The sequence below is a fragment of the Rhodococcus sp. NPDC056743 genome, assembly GCF_042790355.1.
GTDB lineage: Bacteria > Actinomycetota > Actinomycetes > Mycobacteriales > Mycobacteriaceae > Rhodococcus_F.
Genome location: NZ_JBHTZI010000006.1, coordinates 45,065 through 64,193 on the forward strand (window position 1 = coordinate 45,065; position 19,129 = coordinate 64,193).

16 protein-coding genes and 1 pseudogene are annotated in these 19,129 nt (G+C 64.3%); 5 read left to right on the plus strand and 12 right to left on the minus strand.

Annotated elements, in window-relative coordinates; translation table 11 throughout:
- Nucleotides 1–17: 17 nt before the first annotated feature.
- Nucleotides 18–818, minus strand: coding sequence for an electron transfer flavoprotein subunit beta/FixA family protein (locus ACFRFQ_RS14645; RefSeq protein ID WP_033231080.1), 801 nt, complete (start codon nucleotides 816–818; stop codon nucleotides 18–20).
- A gap of 214 nt (nucleotides 819–1,032) precedes the next feature.
- Here ACFRFQ_RS14645 and ACFRFQ_RS14650 point away from each other — a divergent pair, with 214 nt between their 5' ends.
- Genes ACFRFQ_RS14650 through ACFRFQ_RS14660 form a run of 3 tightly spaced genes read left to right on the plus strand, consistent with a single transcriptional unit; the run spans nucleotide 1,033 to nucleotide 4,642 of the window.
- On the plus strand, nucleotides 1,033–1,845 hold the full coding sequence (locus ACFRFQ_RS14650; protein WP_378658712.1) for a class I SAM-dependent methyltransferase: 813 nt from the start codon (nucleotides 1,033–1,035) through the stop codon (nucleotides 1,843–1,845).
- A 29-nt stretch (nucleotides 1,846–1,874) separates the two neighbouring features.
- Entirely contained in the window at nucleotides 1,875–3,401 is a 1,527-nt protein-coding gene (locus ACFRFQ_RS14655) for a 1,4-alpha-glucan branching protein domain-containing protein (protein WP_378659614.1), read from the plus strand.
- Nucleotides 3,398–4,642, plus strand: coding sequence for a glycosyltransferase family 4 protein (locus ACFRFQ_RS14660; protein ID WP_378658715.1), 1,245 nt, complete (start codon nucleotides 3,398–3,400; stop codon nucleotides 4,640–4,642). Before ACFRFQ_RS14655 ends, ACFRFQ_RS14660 begins: the two co-directional genes overlap by 4 nt.
- On the opposite strand, the gene ACFRFQ_RS14665 is transcribed toward ACFRFQ_RS14660, so the two are convergent.
- Together ACFRFQ_RS14665 and ACFRFQ_RS14670 are read right to left on the minus strand one after the other, a co-directional pair.
- Nucleotides 4,628–5,257, minus strand: coding sequence for a maleylpyruvate isomerase family mycothiol-dependent enzyme (locus tag ACFRFQ_RS14665; RefSeq protein WP_378658717.1), 630 nt, complete (start codon nucleotides 5,255–5,257; stop codon nucleotides 4,628–4,630). The two genes, ACFRFQ_RS14660 and ACFRFQ_RS14665, sit on opposite strands and share 15 nt — an antisense overlap.
- 18 nt (nucleotides 5,258–5,275) lie before the next feature.
- A complete protein-coding gene (locus ACFRFQ_RS14670; protein ID WP_378658720.1) occupies nucleotides 5,276–6,037 on the minus strand; it encodes an acyltransferase in 762 nt (253 codons plus the stop codon).
- A gap of 117 nt (nucleotides 6,038–6,154) precedes the next feature.
- Between ACFRFQ_RS14670 and ACFRFQ_RS14675 the strand changes: the two genes are divergently transcribed.
- Complete coding sequence (locus ACFRFQ_RS14675) at nucleotides 6,155–7,462, plus strand: PQQ-binding-like beta-propeller repeat protein (protein ID WP_378658721.1); 1,308 nt, start codon at nucleotides 6,155–6,157, stop codon at nucleotides 7,460–7,462.
- Between the two features lies 1 nt (nucleotide 7,463).
- Here the strand turns inward: ACFRFQ_RS14675 and ACFRFQ_RS14680 are convergent, their stop codons facing one another.
- The 5 genes from ACFRFQ_RS14680 to ACFRFQ_RS14700 are packed head-to-tail and all read right to left on the minus strand — an operon-like array spanning nucleotide 7,464 to nucleotide 12,185.
- On the minus strand, nucleotides 7,464–8,621 hold the full coding sequence (locus ACFRFQ_RS14680; protein ID WP_378658723.1) for a class I SAM-dependent methyltransferase: 1,158 nt from the start codon (nucleotides 8,619–8,621) through the stop codon (nucleotides 7,464–7,466).
- 32 nt (nucleotides 8,622–8,653) lie between these two features.
- A complete protein-coding gene (locus ACFRFQ_RS14685; RefSeq protein WP_378658726.1) occupies nucleotides 8,654–9,670 on the minus strand; it encodes a class I SAM-dependent methyltransferase in 1,017 nt (338 codons plus the stop codon).
- A gap of 52 nt (nucleotides 9,671–9,722) precedes the next feature.
- Nucleotides 9,723–10,502: an enoyl-CoA hydratase/isomerase family protein gene (locus tag ACFRFQ_RS14690; protein ID WP_378658729.1), complete on the minus strand. Its 780-nt coding sequence runs from the start codon at nucleotides 10,500–10,502 to the stop codon at nucleotides 9,723–9,725.
- Between the two features lie 10 nt (nucleotides 10,503–10,512).
- On the minus strand, nucleotides 10,513–11,340 hold the full coding sequence (locus tag ACFRFQ_RS14695) for an NUDIX hydrolase (protein WP_378658733.1): 828 nt from the start codon (nucleotides 11,338–11,340) through the stop codon (nucleotides 10,513–10,515).
- Between the two features lie 11 nt (nucleotides 11,341–11,351).
- Nucleotides 11,352–12,185: an ABC transporter ATP-binding protein gene (locus ACFRFQ_RS14700; RefSeq protein WP_045070408.1), complete on the minus strand. Its 834-nt coding sequence runs from the start codon at nucleotides 12,183–12,185 to the stop codon at nucleotides 11,352–11,354.
- 51 nt (nucleotides 12,186–12,236) lie between these two features.
- Here ACFRFQ_RS14700 and glgX point away from each other — a divergent pair.
- A pseudogene (gene glgX / locus ACFRFQ_RS14705) lies at nucleotides 12,237–14,162 on the plus strand (glycogen debranching protein GlgX); the annotation flags it as partial.
- Nucleotides 14,163–14,194: 32 nt separating this feature from the next.
- Here glgX and ACFRFQ_RS14710 read toward each other — a convergent pair.
- The 4 genes from ACFRFQ_RS14710 to ctaD all read right to left on the minus strand — a co-directional run bounded on the left by ACFRFQ_RS14710 (nucleotide 14,195) and on the right by ctaD (nucleotide 18,882).
- A complete protein-coding gene (locus ACFRFQ_RS14710) occupies nucleotides 14,195–14,884 on the minus strand; it encodes a YitT family protein (RefSeq protein ID WP_378659617.1) in 690 nt (229 codons plus the stop codon).
- Nucleotides 14,885–15,004: 120 nt separating this feature from the next.
- Complete coding sequence (locus tag ACFRFQ_RS14715) at nucleotides 15,005–15,781, minus strand: peptidyl-tRNA hydrolase (RefSeq protein WP_378658737.1); 777 nt, start codon at nucleotides 15,779–15,781, stop codon at nucleotides 15,005–15,007.
- Nucleotides 15,778–16,998: a phosphoserine phosphatase SerB gene (gene serB, locus ACFRFQ_RS14720; RefSeq protein ID WP_378658740.1), complete on the minus strand. Its 1,221-nt coding sequence runs from the start codon at nucleotides 16,996–16,998 to the stop codon at nucleotides 15,778–15,780. Before serB ends, ACFRFQ_RS14715 begins: the two co-directional genes overlap by 4 nt.
- A gap of 150 nt (nucleotides 16,999–17,148) precedes the next feature.
- Entirely contained in the window at nucleotides 17,149–18,882 is a 1,734-nt protein-coding gene (gene ctaD, locus ACFRFQ_RS14725) for a cytochrome c oxidase subunit I (RefSeq protein WP_185993254.1), read from the minus strand.
- Nucleotides 18,883–19,129: the final 247 nt, after the last annotated feature.

The following is a 19,129-nucleotide window of genomic DNA, read 5'->3' on the forward strand; positions in this document are numbered from 1 at the left end:
TGCCTAGAAGGGCGCGATCAGATGACCTTGTTGCTGACGAGGTACGCGGCAATCTTGGTGCCACCGTCTCCCTCGTCGGCGATGCGCTCACCAGCGGTGCGGGGGGGCTTCGGAGTGGAGGAGGTCACGGTCGTGCCGGCGTTGGCAACACCCACGGTCTCCGGGTCGACACCGAGGTCGGCCAGCGTGTAGACGAGAACTTCCTTCTTCTTCGCGGCCATGATGCCCTTGAAGGAGGGGAAGCGCGGCTCGTTGATCTTCTCGGTGACCGAGACGATTGCGGGCAGCGAAGCCTCGAGGCCGAAAACGCCCTCGTCGGTCTCGCGCTCGCCGGTGACGGTGCCGTCGGCGACGACGAGCTTGCGCAGCTGCGTGAGCTGGGGAATGCCCAGGTACTCGGCAATGATGGCCGGAACAGCGCCGACGCGGCCGTCAGTGGCCTCGTTTCCGGCGATGATCAGGTCTGCGGGCTCTTCGTTCTCGAACGTGATCTGTCCGAGTGCAGCAGCGAGGGTCCACGCGGTCTGGATGGCGTCGGAGCCGTGCAGCGCGGGGTCGTTGATGTGGACGGCCTTGTCGGCGCCCATCGACAGTGCCTTGCGGATAGCGTCGGTGGCGCGGTCGGGACCTGCGGACAGCACCGTCACCTCACCGCCCTGAGCTTCCTTGATGAGGAGTGCTTCTTCGACGGAGCGCTCGTTGATCTCGTCGAGCACTGCGTCTGCGGCTTCACGGTCAAGCGTGTAGTCGCCGTCGGTCAGCTTGCGCTCGGACCATGTGTCGGGGACCTGCTTGATCAAAACAACGATATTCGTCATGGGTCTTCGTCGACCTCCTGTGTGTATTTCACCTGATAAATCGTCTGTGTTGCTACGCGCAGGCCGAGGGATTCCGGAAAAGGATTTCTCGTCTCACGTCGGCTGTGCGTTAGATTACCTCACGTTAAGTTACCCGTCGGTAACTTAACGTGGAACCACCCTCACCATAACGGCACGCGGTGCAAATTATCGCTGTGATCTGAACCACGTGAACATGTTCTACCCGATTGGCACTAATCTCCCTGAGGTGAGTGAAACAAGTGTCAGCAACCACGAGGACGCGCCCCTTCCCCTGACGGGCGAACGAACGGTGCCGGGAATCCCCGAAGAGAATTACTGGTTCCGGCGCCACGAAGTTGTCTACCGCGCATTGATGGAACGCTGCACCGACCGCCGCGTGCTCGAAGCCGGATCCGGAGAAGGCTACGGCGCCAACATGATTGCCGATGTCGCGACCAAGGTCACCGGCCTCGATTACGACATCTCCGCCGTCGAGCACGTCCGCGCCCGCTACCCCCGCGTCGAGATGATCCACGGCAATCTCGCCGAACTGCCACTCGAAGACAATTCGGTGGACGTCGTAGTGAACTTCCAGGTAATCGAGCACCTGTGGGACCAGGGACAGTTCCTACGCGAGTGCTTCCGGGTTCTGTCTCCCGGCGGCGAACTTCTGATCAGCACCCCCAACCGGATCACCTTCTCCCCCGGCCGGGACACACCGCTCAACCCGTTTCACACCCGCGAGCTCAATGCGGACGAGATGACGGAACTACTGGTCGACGCCGGATTCCGCCTCCAACTCATGACCGGTGTCCACCACGGCCGCAGACTGAAGGATCTCGACGCGAAACATGGCGGATCGTTCATCGATGCGCAGATCGACCGCGCCCTCGCCGGTGAGCCGTGGCCGGCAGACCTGACCCGCGACGTCGAAGGCATCACCGTCGACGACTTCACACTGGCCGTCCCCGACATCGACGCGAGCCTCGACCTCGTCGCTATTGCCGTGAAGGAAACCGGCGAGTGAGTAACGCAACACCAGTCCAAGAACCGGGGATGTTCGCCCTGGTCCTGCACTCGCACCTGCCGTGGCTCGCCAACCACGGACGGTGGCCCGTCGGCGAAGAATGGCTCTACCAGTCGTGGGCCGGGTCGTACCTCCCCCTCACCGCGGCGCTACGACGCCTCGCCGACGAAGGTCGGTCCAACCTCCTGACGCTGGGAATCACGCCGGTACTCGCGGCGCAGCTCGACGATCCGCACTGCCTGGCCGGTATGCACCACTGGCTCGGTAATTGGCAGATCCGAGCGCACGAAGCTGCCGGGATGCCAGACGCGGCGCACCGTGAACTCGGCGCGCGGGAGCACCGTGCGTCGGCTGCAGCGTTGGAGGACTTCGAAACCCGTTGGCAGCACGGCGCTTCCCCGGTTTTCCGCGATCTCATCGACCGTGGCGCTTTCGAATTGCTCGGGGGCCCGTTGGCTCATCCGTTTCAGCCGCTCCTCGACCCACGACTGCGTGCGTTCTCCCTCCGCGAGGGCCTCGCCGACGCTCAGGCGCGGTGGAACCACACCCCGACCGGCATCTGGGGACCCGAATGCGGATACACACCAGGCATGGAACGTGGCTACGCCGAAGCCGGCGTCACCCACTTCATGGTCGACGGTCCCGCGCTGCGTGGTGACACGACCCTCGGCCGGCCGGTCCGCGACTCCGATGTTGTGGCCTTCGGCCGCGACCTGCAGGTCAGCTACCGCGTCTGGTCGCCGAAATCCGGGTATCCGGGCCACGGCGCGTACCGCGATTTCCACACGTACGACCATGAGACCGGTCTGAAGCCGTCCCGGGTCACGGGCCGAACCGTCGACTCCGCCGACAAGGCTCCTTACGATCCCGAGTTGGCGGCACGTGCAGTCGACAAGCACGTCGCCGACTTCGTCGACGCCGTCCGGGCGCGCCTGCGCAGTGAATCCGCGCGCATCGGGCGCGACGCTCTGGTTGTCGCGGCGTTCGACACCGAACTGTTCGGGCACTGGTGGCACGAGGGTCCGCAGTGGCTCGAGAAGGTTCTGCGCGCCCTACCCGAGGCGGGCATCCGCGTCGGAACCCTCAACGATGCGCGGGCCGCCGGATACGTGGGTGATCCTGTGCAACTGGAGGATTCGTCGTGGGGATCAGGTAAGGACTGGCGCGTGTGGGCCGGTGACCAAGTCAGCGATCTCGTGCAACTCAACACCGAAGTCGTCGCCACTGCACTGGGCGCGGTGGACAAATCTCGTGGACACGACAATGCCCCCGGACGTCCGGAACTGCGAAACCGGGTAAACGATCAGGTGCTTCGGGAGACACTGATGACGGTGTCGAGCGATTGGGCGTTCATGGTGAGCAAGGATTCCGCAGCGGGGTACGCCCGCGAGCGCGCACACAAGCATGCCCACGCGACCAGAGAGATCGCCGAAGCGGTGGTCTCCGGCAAGGACGCGGTCGCCACTCGCCTCGCCGACGGCTGGAACCGCGCGGACGGCCTGTTCCCCGGTCTGGACGCGCGCCGTCTGCCTGACACAGAACTGAGCCCGTCGTGAAAATTCTCATCGTCTCGTGGGAGTACCCCCCGGTCGTCGTCGGCGGACTCGGTCGGCACGTCCACCATCTCGCCGCCGAGTTGGCAGCGGCCGGGCACGAGGTGGTTGTTCTGTCGCGTCGCCCGTCCGGTACCGACGCGTCGACGCACCCGACGGTCACGCACATCTCCGAAGGCGTGCTTGTGGTGGCGGTTGCCGAGGATCCCGCGCACTTCGTGTTCGGTGAAGACATGCTCGCCTGGACGCTCGCGATGGGTCACGCCATGGTCCGAGCCGGAATGGCGCTGCACAAACCCGGCGTCGGCGAGGGCTGGCAGCCTGATGTGGTCCACGCCCACGACTGGCTGGTTGCCCACCCCGCAATCGCTTTGGCCGAATTCTACGACGTGCCATTGGTTTCCACGCTCCACGCCACGGAAGCGGGACGACACAGCGGCTGGATTTCCGGCCGCATCAACCGTCAGGTCCACTCCGTCGAATGGTGGCTGGCCAATGAATCCGACGCTCTCATAACGTGTTCCGCTTCGATGCAGGATGAGGTCACCGAACTCTACGGCCCCACACTCCCTCCGGTCAGTGTCATCCGTAACGGAATCGACTTGACCACGTGGAACTTTCGCGAGCGCGCGCCACGATCCGGGCCGCCGAAACTGCTCTTTGTCGGACGGCTCGAATACGAGAAGGGTGTCCAGGACGCCATTGCGGCGCTCCCGCGAATCCGTCGTAGCCACCCCGGCACCACTCTCGCGATCGCGGGCGAGGGCACTCAGTTCGGCTGGCTCGCCGAACAGGCGCGCACCCATCGCGTTGTCCGGTCCGTGAATTTCCTCGGCAACCTCGACCACACCGAACTGCTGAGTTGGCTGCACGGCGCCGACGCCATAGTCCTGCCGTCACGGTACGAACCGTTCGGCATCATCGCGCTCGAGGCTGCAGCGGCGGGCACACCGCTGATTACTTCTACTGCAGGCGGACTGGGCGAGGCCGTTGTCGACGGCGTTACAGGCATGTCCTTCCAACCGGGCGATGTTGCGGGGCTGACGTCGGCCGTGCGCGAAGTGCTCGACGATCCGGCCGGCGCTCAGGACCGGGCCATCGCAGCGCGGGCACGTCTCACCTCGGACTTCGACTGGCGCCAAGTGGCCGAGGAAACCGCACATGTCTACGCGGGGGCCAAGCGCCGAGTGCGCCATCCCCTGGCCCGGCCGGTGATTCCGGAGCGACCGCTACCCGGCCGCTGACGTGAACCGCATCCGCGCGTCGCCGAGCAAGTAGCCCGGCGGCAGGATGCGGCCACACAGCACCATCAGCAAGTCCTGTGCGGCGCCGTGCACTTCGGCGCCGGCGCCGAATTCCCAGTCCCGGTCGTCGGCGCGCAGACGTACGCCTTCCAGGTCTGCGCCGAAGTACTTCACGTTCTTGGGTGACAGGCCATCGAGGACACGACTGAGGCGGTCTTCCGGCACGACATAGTCGTCGCCGAGTGCAACGCGGATGTCCTGGCCGTGAATGACGTCGTGGGACAACGCCCCGTCGAAGCCACCTCCCGGCGGCTTCCAGGGGTACGCGACGTTGTCGCGCAGGGAGCTCAGCAACTGCTGCTCGGTCAACTCCCGTGCATCCGCGCGGGCACGACGGTTGGACATGCGGTTGAAGTTGCCGCGCGATTTCACCATTTCGAGAACGAATCTCGATGCGGGATAGCGGTACGGCATGGTGATGTGCGCGATCACCTCACGCACGCGCCACCCCTCGCACAGCGACTGGGTGTCCCATTGCGCAGCGGTGAGGCCGTCCAGGAAGGCCACCAGTTCGCGTCGGTGCTCCACAACCCACTCGGGTGTCTGTTCACTCATGCCGCACGCCCCTCCCGCTTATCGTTTGGCCGACTCGTCCGCCTCGGCTGCCGCCTTCTTTCGCGCGATGTCTTCGAGGGCCGCGATGTACTCGGCGCGATCCGCTGCGCCCGCTTCCCAGGCGGCCTTGCGGTTCTTGACGACCTTGGCCGGCGAACCGACAGCGATGCTGTAGTCCGGGATGTCGCCCTTGACCACGGCGTGAGCCCCGAGAACACAACCCCGACCGACGCGGGTGTTGCGCAGGACGGTGACCTTCGCGGCAACCCAGGTGTCCGGGCCGATACGGACCGGCCCCTTGACGATGCCCTGGTCCTTGATGGGTGTGTTGACGTCGTCCATGCGGTGGTCGAAGTCGCAGATGTAGCACCAGTCGGCCACCAGAGTGGAGGCACCGATTTCGATGTCGAGGTACGTGTTGACGACGTTGTCCTTGCCGAAGACAACCTTGTCCCCGATACGCAGGGAGCCTTCGTGGCAGCGGATCGCGTTACCGTCGCCGATGTGGACCCAGCGCCCGATTTCGAGGCGGGACAGATCGGGAGTCGAGTGGATTTCGACGTTCTTGCCGAGAAACACCATGCCGCGCAGAATCACGTGCGGGTTGGCCATCTTGAACTTGGCAAGACGGTAGTACCGCACCAGGTACCAGGGGGTATATGCCTTGTTCGCCAGAACCCATTTGAGGGAATCGACGGTCAGGAACTTGGCCTGATCGCTGTCGTTTCGGCGTGATCCCCGCCACCGAGTGCGCAACGGTGCGCCCCACATGCTCGTCATGAGTATTCAGACTACGGGCAGTCGACGCACCGACCCTCGGGGTGTGCCCCGTCACGTTGCCTACGGCGGGATAGTCTCTGCTCCGAACTACTTTCGCAAGCGGCAGGGAGATGTGAGATGCGGCGGGTCCTACGGTCGTCCGTGATGGTGATGGCGGCGATCGCTACGGTGATGGCTGCCGGGTGCGGAAGCGAGTCTTCCGTAGTCGACCGCTACGCAACAGCCGGGTGGCCGGCGATGCACGCCGACGCCCGCAACAGCGACACCAGCCCGGTCACGGGATCCCGCGATCTCGAGTTCGCGTGGTCACGTCCGCTCGGCGGCCCGGTTGCCGCCTATGCCTCCGTTGGCGCAAACGGCCAGAGTTTCGTGACGGCGCGCGCCGAGAACGGTTGCAACCTCTTCTCGTTCCAGCTCGATACCGGTCGCAAGGTGTGGTGCACCCGGATGAACGACGGTGTTGCCGCGTCGACGCCCATCGTGGACACCGCGACCAACGTCTACGTGGGTGAGAGCGGCGCAATGGCGTCGTACACCCGTAACGGCCAGTTGCGTTGGCGCACACTTGTTGTCGGCACTCCGCTCTCGTCTCAGTTCACCGGCGACGGCAATCTGCTGTTCATCACACAGCTCGGGCAGATCAATGTGCTGAATCCACAGACCGGCGCCAAGGTTGTCTCGTCGTTCAACCTGATTCCGCCGCCGACGTTCGACCAGCAGACCAATGCCGAACTCATTCCCGACAATCAGGGACTCGACGAGTGCTTCCTCGGCACGTCCGGCTGCCCGGTGGCAAACACTCCCGCAATCGATCTGGCAAGCGGCACGTTCTACTTCACGTTCTTCGGGCCCAATTCGCAGGCCGCCGATCTGGTCGCCATGAAGTACACGGGCGGTGAGAACCCGTCGATCACCCCCGAGTGGTCCACCGACGCATTACCCGGCGGAACCGCGTCGAGCCCTGACCTGTCGAAGGACGGAAAGACCGTCTACACCACTGACAACAACGGCACCCTGTGGTCGATCGACGCGGCAACCGGCGACACCGTGTGGAGTTACGGCATCGGCTTCAACTCCGCGGGGAGCCCGTCCACCTCCGACGACGGATTGATCATCCCCGCGGGCGCCGGCGACGGTCACCTGCTTGCCGTCCAGGACAAGGGCGATCACGCCGAACTCGTCTGGGAGCGTAAAGATCTGCTGCAGTTGGGTGTTCCGGCTCAAACCGCGGGCAACACCGGGTACACCGTCGTGCGCGAAGGCGACAACGGGCTGAGCCTGATCACATTCGATACCCGATCCGGTGAAACCGTTGCTCAGCACACCTTGCCGGGAGCAGTGGGCTTCACTGTCGGCACCTCTGTGGGCCCGAACGGTGAAGTGGTGACACCCAGCGCAATCGGCGAATTGTTCGTCTTCAAGTGAGCTAGCGGGACGCCTCACAGATGAAGGCCGACGCCGAGCGTCCGATCCGCACGATCACGACGCTGAGCGAGCGCGAACCCTTGAGTTTGAGTCGCGGGCGCAGCACAGCCGGATCGACGTCGACGCCGCGCACGAGGATCTCCACGATGCCGCAGTCACGCTTGGCGAGAGTCTGCTTCAACAGCTTTTCGGAGTACTTGATCTGTTCGAGAATCCGGAATCCACGAACGCCATCGGGGACGCTGTTTCCCGTGAGATAGGCAATGCGTGGGTCCAGTTGCCACAGACCATGTCTGGCCGCATAGTGGCGCACCAGACCCGCCCGGACCACGGCGCCGTCCGGGTCGATGATCCACTCCCCTGGATCCTGCTCGGGGATGGTGTCATCCTCGGCGTCGGTCACGGACCACCCGGTGCCGCCGGATCGCAACACCGACGCCCGACGCGTCACGCCGGACTCGGCCAGTCCCGCCGACCACAGGCAGGCCTCTTTGACACCACCGTCGAGTGAGACGACCTCGACCTCGCCGTCCCAGCCGAGGTTGTCGAAATCGAGTCCGGGAGCACATTTCACGGCGATGTCGCGGCCGTCGTATGCATCGAGCAGGTCCGGGAGCGGCGGCATCAATGCCGCCGGATCGTGCGTTCGCCGTCCGCCCGAACGACGCGCCGGGTCGGCAAGGATCACGGTGCCGCGCGTTGTGGGACGCAGAGCGTCAGCGCGCAGCAAGGCCGCCGACGGCACATTGTGACGGGCCATCGCCAGTCGGACGCCGTCGATGTCGCTGCCGACTACCCGATCCGCCACGCCGGCGAGTGCGTGCAGTTCCGCACCGATCGAACACGTCACGTCGTGCACGTCGCGTCCGGTCAGTCGCTGCGCGCGGTGATCTGCGACAGCCGCCGGAGTGGCCTGCTGCATCGCGTCGTCGGTGAACAACCAGCCCCCGCTGCCGGGCAGTTTCGCGGCTGCCTTTCGGCGCAGCAGAACCGTGTCGACAAGCGCGGGCATGTGGTCGCCGAAACGCGTACGCGCCCGACCGATGTCGGCCAGACGCGTACGCGTGGACAGCTCGAACTGTTCTATCTCGGCCAATGCCGCTATGCCGGAATCACTTTCCAGATAGGCGACGTCGTCGAGGGTGAAGTCGTAGCCCAATGTCTTGAGTTGCCGTCTCGAGTTGCCGGGTCTCAGCTGCCGGGCTTTACGCCGGTAATCATGACGTTGTAGAAGAATCCGCGCGGAACGACGTGGCGCAGAATCTTCTCGTCCACCCAACTGAGCGTCTTGAACCCACCGAACGCGAACTTTGCCCAGCCCCACCCGAGCTTTTCTTGCGGGACTGCGGCTTCGAAGGTGCGCACCGGCCAGCCGAGCAAGGCCGCTGCGAACTCCTCCGACACGGCACGCACCTCGGTGCCACCGGCGGAGCGCGCCATCTTCTCGAGATCGGCAGGATCGAACGTGTGAATGTCGACAACCGCTTCGAGAGCTGCTGCGCGCGAGGACTCGTCGAGCTCCTCCTGCGGACGACGCCAGTCGGCGAGGAACGGCAACTTGGTAACGGTGGTGGTCACTTCCCACGTCGCGCGTCCGAGCCAACGGGCGTACATGTTGCCGACCGTGGACGGTTCACCCGCAAACACGAAGCGTCCGCCGGGCTTGAGGACTCGAAGAACCTCGCGCAGCGACTTCTCCACGTCGGGAATGTGATGCAGCACAGCGTGTCCGACCACCAGGTCGAACGTGTTGTCCTCGTACGGAATGGTCTCGGCGTCGGCGACCCGGCCGTCGACGGGCAGACCGAGATTTTCGGCGTTACGCATCGCAACCTTGACCATGCCGGGCGAGAGGTCGGTGACCGAACCTGTCTTGGCAACCCCACCCTGCATCAGGTTGAGGAGGAAAAAGCCGGTGCCGCAACCCAGTTCCAGTGCCCGCTCGTACGGCAGAGGCTGATCACCGGCGACGGCGTCGAACCGGCCCCTGGCGTAATCGATGCAGCGCTCGTCGTACGAGATCGACCACTTGTCGTCGTACGTTTCGGCTTCCCAGTCGTGGTAGAGAACCTGCGCAAGCTTGGTGTCCTTGCGAGCGGCCTCGACCTCTTCGGCCGTGGCGTGCGGCCGCGGTGCGGGGTCCACTACTGATGCCTCGGCAGCAGCAGGCGGCGTGACAATGTCGTCGTCAGTGGGGCTGGCAGTCATTCGGCTATCCTACTCGCTGGTAAGAGATGAACAAGTTCTAATTTAGGGAAGCCTACCGGCCCGTGAACTCGGCCTTGCCGGGACCGTTCTCGATGAACGACGCCATGCCGATCGACTGATCCTCCGTCGCGAACAGTCCCGCGAACAGATGCTGCTCGATCTTGAGGCCCGTTTCCAGATCCGTGTTCAGGCCCTCGTCGATGGCCGCCTTCGCAGCGGCCAGCGCGCGGGATGCACCGCCCACGAACTGCGACGCCCACGTGCGGGCAGCGGTGTACACGTCGTCCGGAGCGACAACCTCGTCGACCAAGCCGATCGCCAACGCCTCGTCAGCGCCGACAAAACGGCCGGTGAACACCAAATCCTTGGCCTTGGCCGGTCCGATGAGCCGGGCCAACCGCTGGGTGCCGCCGCCGCCGGGAATGATGCCGAGCAAGATCTCCGGGACACCGACCTTGACGTTGTCTCCGGCGATACGACGGTCAGCCGACAGCGCCACTTCGAGTCCGCCGCCCAGCGCATAGCCGGTGATCGCCGCAACGGTCGGCTTCGGGATCGCGGCGACGGCACCGATTCCGGCCTGGATCCCGGCCACCGCGTCGCTGATCTGACCGAAGTTCATCTCGGCCATTTCCTTGACGTCCGCACCCGCGGCAAAGACCTTCTCGCCGCCGTACACGATGACAGCCTTGACTGCCGGATCGAGCGCCGCAGCGCGCGCCGCGACCGCCAGTTCGTCCTGGACCTGACGATTCAGAGCGTTCATCGGGGGCCGTGCGAGACGAATCGTGCCGATACCGTCGGAAACCTCGAGAGTTACAAATTCAGCCATGCTCGAGAGGCTACTTGGCGGGCCGGGCAGCCCACGGATGCGGCCCGGGGATGTAGTAGTCGTCTTGATTCGGGAAGTCGATCCGGAATGTCGTCTCGTCGCGGTACAGCGTCGGGAGAATGATCGGGATCTCGGGTTCAGCGGCCAGGACATCGGCAACGGAGTTGTACTTCGCCAACTCCGTCAGCTGAGTCCAGGTGGGCGGCAACAGGATACTGCCGCCGGCGCGCCAATGGTCCAGTGCGTCCTGCGGACTCTGCCAGCGAACCTCGGCGGCCTCGGAGGTAACTCCGTCGGCCACCTGCCCCTGGGGCGACGCGGCCACGAAGAAGCGAGTGTCGTATCGACGGTCCTCCCCGATCGGGGTAATCCAGTTCGCCCACGGACGCAGCAGATCCGTACGCAGAACCAGATTCTCCTGCTTCAGGAAATCGCTGAACGTGAGTTCGTGATTTTCGAGAGCCACTCGTGCCGCCGAGTAGCCGGACGTGTCGGCAACGACGGTATCCGCGCTCGGCCCGGCGAGCAGCACACCGCATTCCTCGAACGTCTCGCGGACCGCAGCCAACACGAGCGCCTTCGCGCGTGCGATGTCGGTGCTGAAACGCTCCGCCCACCACTCGGCCGACGGACCCGCCCACTCGACCTCGGCCGTGCCGTCGGACTTGTCGACGCCGCCGCCGGGGAACACGGTCATCCCGCCGGCAAACGCCATCCCCTTCACCCGCTGGAGCAGGAATATCTCGATTCCCGATGCCGCGTCTTCCGCGTCACGGACCAGAATTACCGTCGACGCGTCTTTGGGTGTGGGGACTGCGTCCGCAAACTCGTTAGCCATGTTTCCGGAACCTACACGGTCACGGGTGCGCGGTGCGCCCCGGACGCTCGGGTACGACGCGCGAAGTACCGACCGTCGACCTGATCGAGGGTGATCGACTGGCTGAACGCATTGCTGAGGTTCTCGGCGGTGATGACGTCCTCGAGCAGCCCCTGAGCCACGACGCCACCTTCCTTGAGCAGGAGTGCGTGGGTGAATCCCGGCGGAATCTCCTCGACGTGATGCGTGATCAGGACGGTCGCGGGTGCGTCTGGGTCAGCCGCGAGAACAGCAAGGCGAGCGACGAGTTCTTCGCGACCACCGAGGTCCAGTCCGGCCGCGGGTTCGTCGAGGAGCAACAGTTCCGGATCGGTCATCAGGGCGCGCGCGATGAGCACTCGCTTGCGTTCACCTTCCGACAGAGTCCCGTACGTGCGGTCGGCGAGGTGTTCGGCGCCGAGGCTCTCGAGCATCTCGACGGCACGGGATGTGTCCATCGACTCGTACTCCTCGCGCCAGCGACCGAGGACCGCATAACCGGCCGACACGACGAGGTCGCTGACCTTTTCGTCGGCGGGAACCCGGTTGGCCAGCGAGGACGACGACAGGCCGATGCGCGGCTTGAGTTCGTTGACGTCGACGCGGCCGAGCACCTCGCCCAACAGATGCGCCGTACCGCTGGTGGGAAACACCTCACCGGCCGCGATACGCAGCAGCGACGTCTTGCCCGCACCGTTGGGTCCGAGCACCACCCATCGCTCGTCGAGCTCCACCTTCCACGTCACCGGACCCACAAGAGTGGACCCGCCGCGGCGGATGAGAACGTTGTCGAAATCGATGAGGAGGTCAGGATCAGGTGTTGGCACCCGACTATCTTCCCGCACATTCTCCGGCCATCCACGGCAGGATCTACTTGCGTGTCGCCTCTAGATGAATCTCACACCCCGCTTCCGGGTTCTCCGTTCCCGCTCGGAGCAACCGTCGTCGAGGGTGGAACCCAGTTCGCCGTCCATGCACCGGACGCCACTGCGGTGCAGATCTGCCTGATCAACAGTGCCGGCGGGGAAGAACGCGTGGACCTCCGCCAGCACACGTACGGGATCTGGCACGGAGTGCTCAGCGGCGTCGGGGCCGGGCAGCGATACGGCGTGCGCGCCGACGGCCCCTGGAGTCCGCGCGAAGGTCTGCGGTTCAATCCTCACAAACTTCTTCTCGACCCTTGGGGGCGCCGCATCGAAGGCGACCTCGGCGACGCGGCTGCGCTACGCGACTACCGCCATGATCCGTTCGGTGATCGGTCGACGGTCGACTCCCTCGGCCACGTTCCCGTCTCCGTCGTCACGGCCGACCTGGCACCGCCGCGTCATCGGCTCGAGACGCCGTGGGAGGAAACGGTGATCTACGAACTTCACGTCGGCGCCTTCACCGCCGCCCACCCGGACGTACCGATCGCACATCGCGGAACCTATCTCGGGCTCGCGGCCCCCGCTGTCGTCGACTACCTGGTCAACCTCGGCGTCACGGCGGTAGAACTGCTTCCCGTCCAAGCATTTCTGACCGAAGACAGCGTGCGGGCGCGCGGAATGCGCAATCACTGGGGCTATTCGACGGCGTCGTACTTCGCGCCGCACCCCGGCTACGCGGCTACCCCGGGGAACGAGGTCCTCGAGTTCCGGTTCATGGTCGACGCGTTGCACAACGCCGGAATCGAAGTGATTCTCGACGTCGTCTACAACCACACCTGCGAGCAGGGCGTCGACGGAATCAGCGTCAGCTGGCGCGGATTGGACGCGCGCGGTTACTACCTCCTGAGCGAGAACGGCAGCGATATCGATCTCACCGGATGCGGCAATACCGTCGATGCCTCCTCCCCCGTCGCCGTTCGGATGATCACCGACAGCCTGCGCTTCTGGGCCGACGTGATGGGCGTCGACGGCTTCCGCTTCGACCTTGCCAGCGCACTGGGGCGACCACACGGTGGAGCCTTCGATCCTCGCGCCGCAGTGCTCTCCGCCATCTCGTCCGACCCCGTTCTGACGCGTCGCAAATTGATCGCCGAACCGTGGGACGCGACTGGCGACGGCTACCAGGTGGGTAACTTCGGCTTGCAGTGGTCCGAGTGGAATGACAAGTACCGCAGCAGTATTCGACGCTTTTGGAACGGCGATTCCAGCGTCAGGGAGGTGGCGTCACGACTCGCGGGCTCTGAGGACGTTTTTGCCGGCAACGGCCGGCGGCCATGGTCGTCCATCAATTTCGTGACCGCCCACGACGGCTTCACCGCGGCCGACCTCGTGTCGTACAACACGAAACACAACGAGGCCAACGGTGAGGACAACCGCGACGGCGCCGACAACAACGATTCGTTCAACCACGGAATCGAGGGCCCCAGTTACGATTCCGAGGTCATCGAAGCCCGTCGCCGACATGTCCGAGCCCTCCTCGCCACACTCGTCCTCTCCACCGGAACACCGATGCTGACGGCCGGCGACGAGTTCGGCCGCAGCCTCGGCGGCAACAACAACGCGTACTGCGTACCCACGCTCGCCACGGCGGCACAATCGTGGGCACTCGACTGGGCGAGTGCTGATCCCACCCTGGTCAGTTTTGTCTCCCGAGCACTTGCATTGCGCAGATCGGCGCCTGCTTTGCGGCAGCCTGAGTTCTTCGAGGGGCGCCGACGCATCGACCACCACCCCGACCTCGTGTGGTTCGACGCCACCGGAACCGAATTCGACGACCGCGCCTGGTACGACGAGCGCAACCGGACAGTCCAGGCGTGGATCGACGGCGCCGACGTCCGCTCGCATACGCGTACCGGGCGGCCACTCGGCGACAGCAGCTGGCTACTGATCCTGCATTCCGGCGGGCCAGGTCAGATCACTGTCGGAACGCCCGAATGGTTCGACGGTTCACTGGTTCCGGTATTCGACTCGGCAACCGCGACGGGCGAACCGGGATCGGCCGGCCCTGTGGCGGTGGGGGCGTCACTCTCGGTCACGGGTCCGACCGTCGTGGCCTTGCGGGTTCCCGTTACCGCTGCCGTCATGGAATCAGGCAGCACCCTGATCAGGAGCTGAATAGTGGGCCCGATACCCAAGGCGTACAGCACGGTTCCCACACCGACTGTGCCGCCGAGGGCCCACCCCACGGCAAGGACAACGACCTCGATGCTGGTGCGAACCAGGCGAACGGACAAGCCGGTGCGCGCGACAAATCCCGTCATCAGGCCGTCGCGGGGGCCGGGGCCCATTCCTGCCCCGATGTACAGGACACTGGCCAACCCGTTGAGAAGGACACCGGTTACCAGGACGAGGATTCGAATTGGCATGGAATCGAAGTCCGGCAAAAAGGCCAGTGATGTATCCACTGAGATCGCTATGACAACTACGTTGGCGACGGTTCCGAATCCCGGCCGTTGACGGAGTGGTATCCACAGCAGCAGCACGAGCGCACCCGTGATTGCGGTGATGACACCGAAACTCAACGAGAACCGCTGCGCCACACCCTGGTGAAAAACGTCCCACGGGTCCAGGCCGAGTCCGGCGGCGATCATCATCGCCATCGAGAAGCCGTACAGCCACAGGCCGAGAAACAGTGAGGCGAATCTACGTATGAGCACTCGGCCATCCTGGCGCACCACTGGATACTCAACCCATAGCCAAGAAGCCGATACTGGACTGGTCTAGGCGGGAGTCGCGATCACGGTCATCGACCCCGGCGCCACTTCGGTGTATCCCGCATCCCGCACTGCGACAGCTTCCGCACTGTGTACGCGAGCGAGTGCATCGGCCCATTGAGCGTTGTCGGCATCACGAACCGAGCACCGAAATCCGGTTTGCGCCCAGCGCCACGCTTCCTCGTCGGACATGGCCGCCGCCAACAGCATTGACGCATGCCCGACCTGTGCCGATGCTTTTCCCACCGTCATCTCGAGCGCGGGATCAATCCACAGCACGGGCAATCCGGGTACGGGCGGGCCGGGGTTGTCGTGGTCGAGATCGGTGCCGCCGATCTGCATCTTCTTGATCCGCGGATCAAGGTCCCCGACAGGTCCGGGCACCAGGGCACGGGCTTGGGCGCCGCCGACCTCGACGGTGATTCCGGCTACATCCTGCGCGGCCAACCATTGCGCACCCCGAGCACGGCGTGACACCTTGCGGATACGCCCGCTCACCCATGCAACGAAATCTTCCTGCCACGGTCCGGGTTCACCGTCCTCGGCCACACCGACTCGCTCGTCGAGACACAGCGCCACCGCAGCTGACGCGGCTGCTTCGAGGAGCGAACTACGCAGGGGCGGATCAGCTTTCGGGATATGCAGGACGATCGGCATCGCCAAGACCTGCGCCGGGTCGGCCGGATCCGGCCGGCCACCGTAGCCCGCCGCCAGCACGGCGTGCCGGGCGCGCCAGAGCGCATCAGGTCCCGACATCACCGCGGCGCTTGGATCGTCGATCATGGGATCGGCACGCGCCGAACACCGCCGTCGATCGCGTCTGCTGCTTCGACCTCGTCGCGGGTCACGCCGAGGATGAACAGAACGGCGTCGAGGAACGGATGCGACAGAGCCGCATCGGCAACCTCGCGTAGAGCCGGCTTTGCATTGAACGCCACACCCAAGCCCGCAGCGTTGAGCATGTCGATATCGTTGGCGCCGTCACCGACAGCCACGGTCTGCTCCATGGGGACACCGACCTGGTCGGCGAACTTCCGGAGAGCAACGGCTTTGGCGGCACGGTCGACGATCTCGCCGATTACGCGGCCGGTCAACTTGCCGTCGACGATCTCCAAGGTGTTGGCGTGAACGAAGTCCAGTTCGAGTTCGTGCGCCAAGCCTTCGATGACCTGACGGAATCCGCCCGAGACGACGCCGCAATGGAAGCCGAGACGACGCAGGGTGCGAATGGTGGTTCGCGCCCCCGGTGTCAGTTCGATGCTCTCGGCCACCTCGTCGATCACCGACGCGTCCAGCCCCGCGAGGGTTGCCACCCGCTGATGGAGCGATTCGGTGAAGTCGATCTCACCGCGCATCGCGGCTTCCGTGACAGCGCGAACCTCGTCTTCGACGCCGGCCTTGGCAGCGAGCATCTCGATGACTTCACCCTGAACGAGCGTCGAGTCGACGTCGAACACGATGAGCCGCTTGGCACGCCTCGCCAAACCGGCCCGCTCGACCGCGATGTCGACGTTCTCGAGTGCCGCGACTTCGGCAAGTCCGGTGCGGAGCTTCGCATCGGCGTCCGCGCTGTCCGCCGAGCTGACACTGAGTTCCAATCCCGTCACCGGGTAGTCGGCAACACCGCGAATGGAATCGATGTTGGCGCCCTGCTTGGCCAACTCGCGTGCCACTCCGCGCATCGCACGAGCGTTGACCGGACTGCCGAGCACAACAACCGCATGGGTGGACACTGCGGGCCGACCGGGGTCCGCACCGATTTCGATGTCGACGTTCATACCGACCGTCGCCATTGCCTGCTCGAGTTCTTCCTGCAATGCCTCCGGATCGTTCGGGCAGGCAACGAGGACGCCGAGCGTGAGCCGACCTCGGATGACCACCTGCTCGACATCGAGCAGGTTCACATTGTGCCGCGACAATGCGGCGAACAGTACCGAGGTGACGCCAGGCCGGTCAGGCCCGGTCACGGTCACCAGAACAGTGGTGTCTGAGGCACCCACCGAGAACTCCGATCATTTCTTGGAAATCGTGTCGTGATCGACATGCGTCGACACCTATTGTGCCAATCGGCAATCGAACAAGCGAAAGGCCCCACCCGTTGTTCGGGCGGGGCCTTTGGCGTTGACCTACGTGTAGGTCGGGATGCTCATCTAGTGAGAACTGCCTTCGAGGGCGTCGTTCTTACTGTTGTGGCCGGGGCCGACGTGCGCTTCTGCGCGCATCCGCTCAACCATGTGCGGGTAGTGCAGTTCGAATGCCGGACGCTCGCTGCGGATGCGCGGCAACTCGGTGAAGTTGTGGCGCGGCGGCGGGCAACTGGTTGCCCATTCGAGCGAGTTTCCGTAACCCCACGGATCGTCGACCGTGACAACTTCGCCGTAGCGGTAGCTCTTGAAGACGTTCCAGATGAACGGCAGCGTCGAGGCACCGAGCACGAAGGCAAAGATTGTCGAGACCGTGTTCAGCGACGTGAAGCCGTCGGACGGCAGGTAGTCGGCGTAACGACGCGGCATACCTTCGGCTCCGAGCCAGTGCTGCACGAGGAACGTGCCGTGGAAGCCGACGAACGTGGTCCAGAAGTGCCACTTACCGAGGCGCTCGTCCATCATGCGACCGGTCATCTTCGGGAACCAGAAGTAGATACCGGCGTAGGTGGCGAACACGACGGTGCCGAAGACCACGTAGTGGAAGTGAGCGACAACGAAGTAGCTGTCCGTGACGTGGAAGTCGAGCGGCGGGCTCGCGAGGATGACACCCGACAGACCACCGAACAGGAAGGTGATCAGGAAGCCGATCGAGAAGAGCATCGGCGACTCGAAGGTCAATTGCCCCTTCCACATCGTTCCGATCCAGTTGAATATCTTCACGCCTGTCGGCACTGCGATCAAGAACGTCATGAACGAGAAGTACGGGAGCAGAACAGCGCCGGTTGCGTACATGTGGTGCGCCCACACAGCGATCGACAGAGCTGCAATTGCGAGCGTTGCGTACACCAGACCGCTGTAACCGAAGATCGGCTTACGGCTGAAGACCGGGAAGATCTCCGAGACGATACCGAAGAACGGCAGCGCGATGATGTACACCTCAGGGTGACCGAAGAACCAGAACAGGTGCTGCCAGAGCAACACACCGCCCGTTGCCGGGTCGAAGATGTGACCACCTAGATGACGGTCGACGAACAGACCGAGCAGTGCAGCGGTCAGCAGCGGGAACGCCAGCAGGATGAGGATGCTGGTGATGAAGATGTTCCACGTGAAGATCGGCATGCGGAACATGGTCATACCGGGTGCGCGCAGGCAGATCACAGTGGTGATCATGTTGACGCCACCGAGGATGGTTCCGAGACCACCGACAGCGAGACCCATGATCCAGAGGTCAGCGCCCACGCCCGGCGAATGCAGTGCATTCGTCAACGGGGTGTATGCCGTCCAACCGAAGTCGGCTGCGCCACCGGGGGTGACGAATCCGGCCGTCGCGATGATCGCGCCGAACAGGTACAGCCAGTAGCTGAACGCGTTCAGACGCGGGAATGCAACGTCGGGTGCGCCGATCTGCAGCGGAAGAATGTAGTTGGCGAAGCCGAAGACGATCGGCGTCGCGTACAGCAGCAGCATGATGGTGCCGTGCATGGTGAACAGCTGGTTGAACTGTTCGTTCGAGAGAAACTGCATGCCGGGCACAGCTAGCTCGGCACGCATCATCAGGGCCATCAGGCCACCGATGAGGAAGAAGGCGATGGAAGTCGCCAAGTACATGATTCCGAGCACCTTGGGGTCGGTGGTCGTGATCATCTTGTAAATGAATGAGCCCTTGGGTCCCTGCCGCGGCGGGTAAGGCCTGGCTGCAGCTATCGCGGGGACTGGCTGGGGCGCTACGGCAGTCACTGATCCTCCTGAATGTGCCTTTGGTCGCTCCGCAGGCTCCTTCGACAGAGCCCTTGGTCGCGCCGCAGGGTCCATTTCCCGGCGTGCGGGAAACGGCTTCTGGCTTGCGCTCATCGAATCGTAGACCGTGACCCTGACGCCTCGCGACCCGGTCCTACTCAGCGTCGTACTCGAGGGACCGTTTTGGCGCCCACTAAACGATCGACCTGCAGTTTATGTTCCCGAAGTGACGAGTGTGATCTCGTGT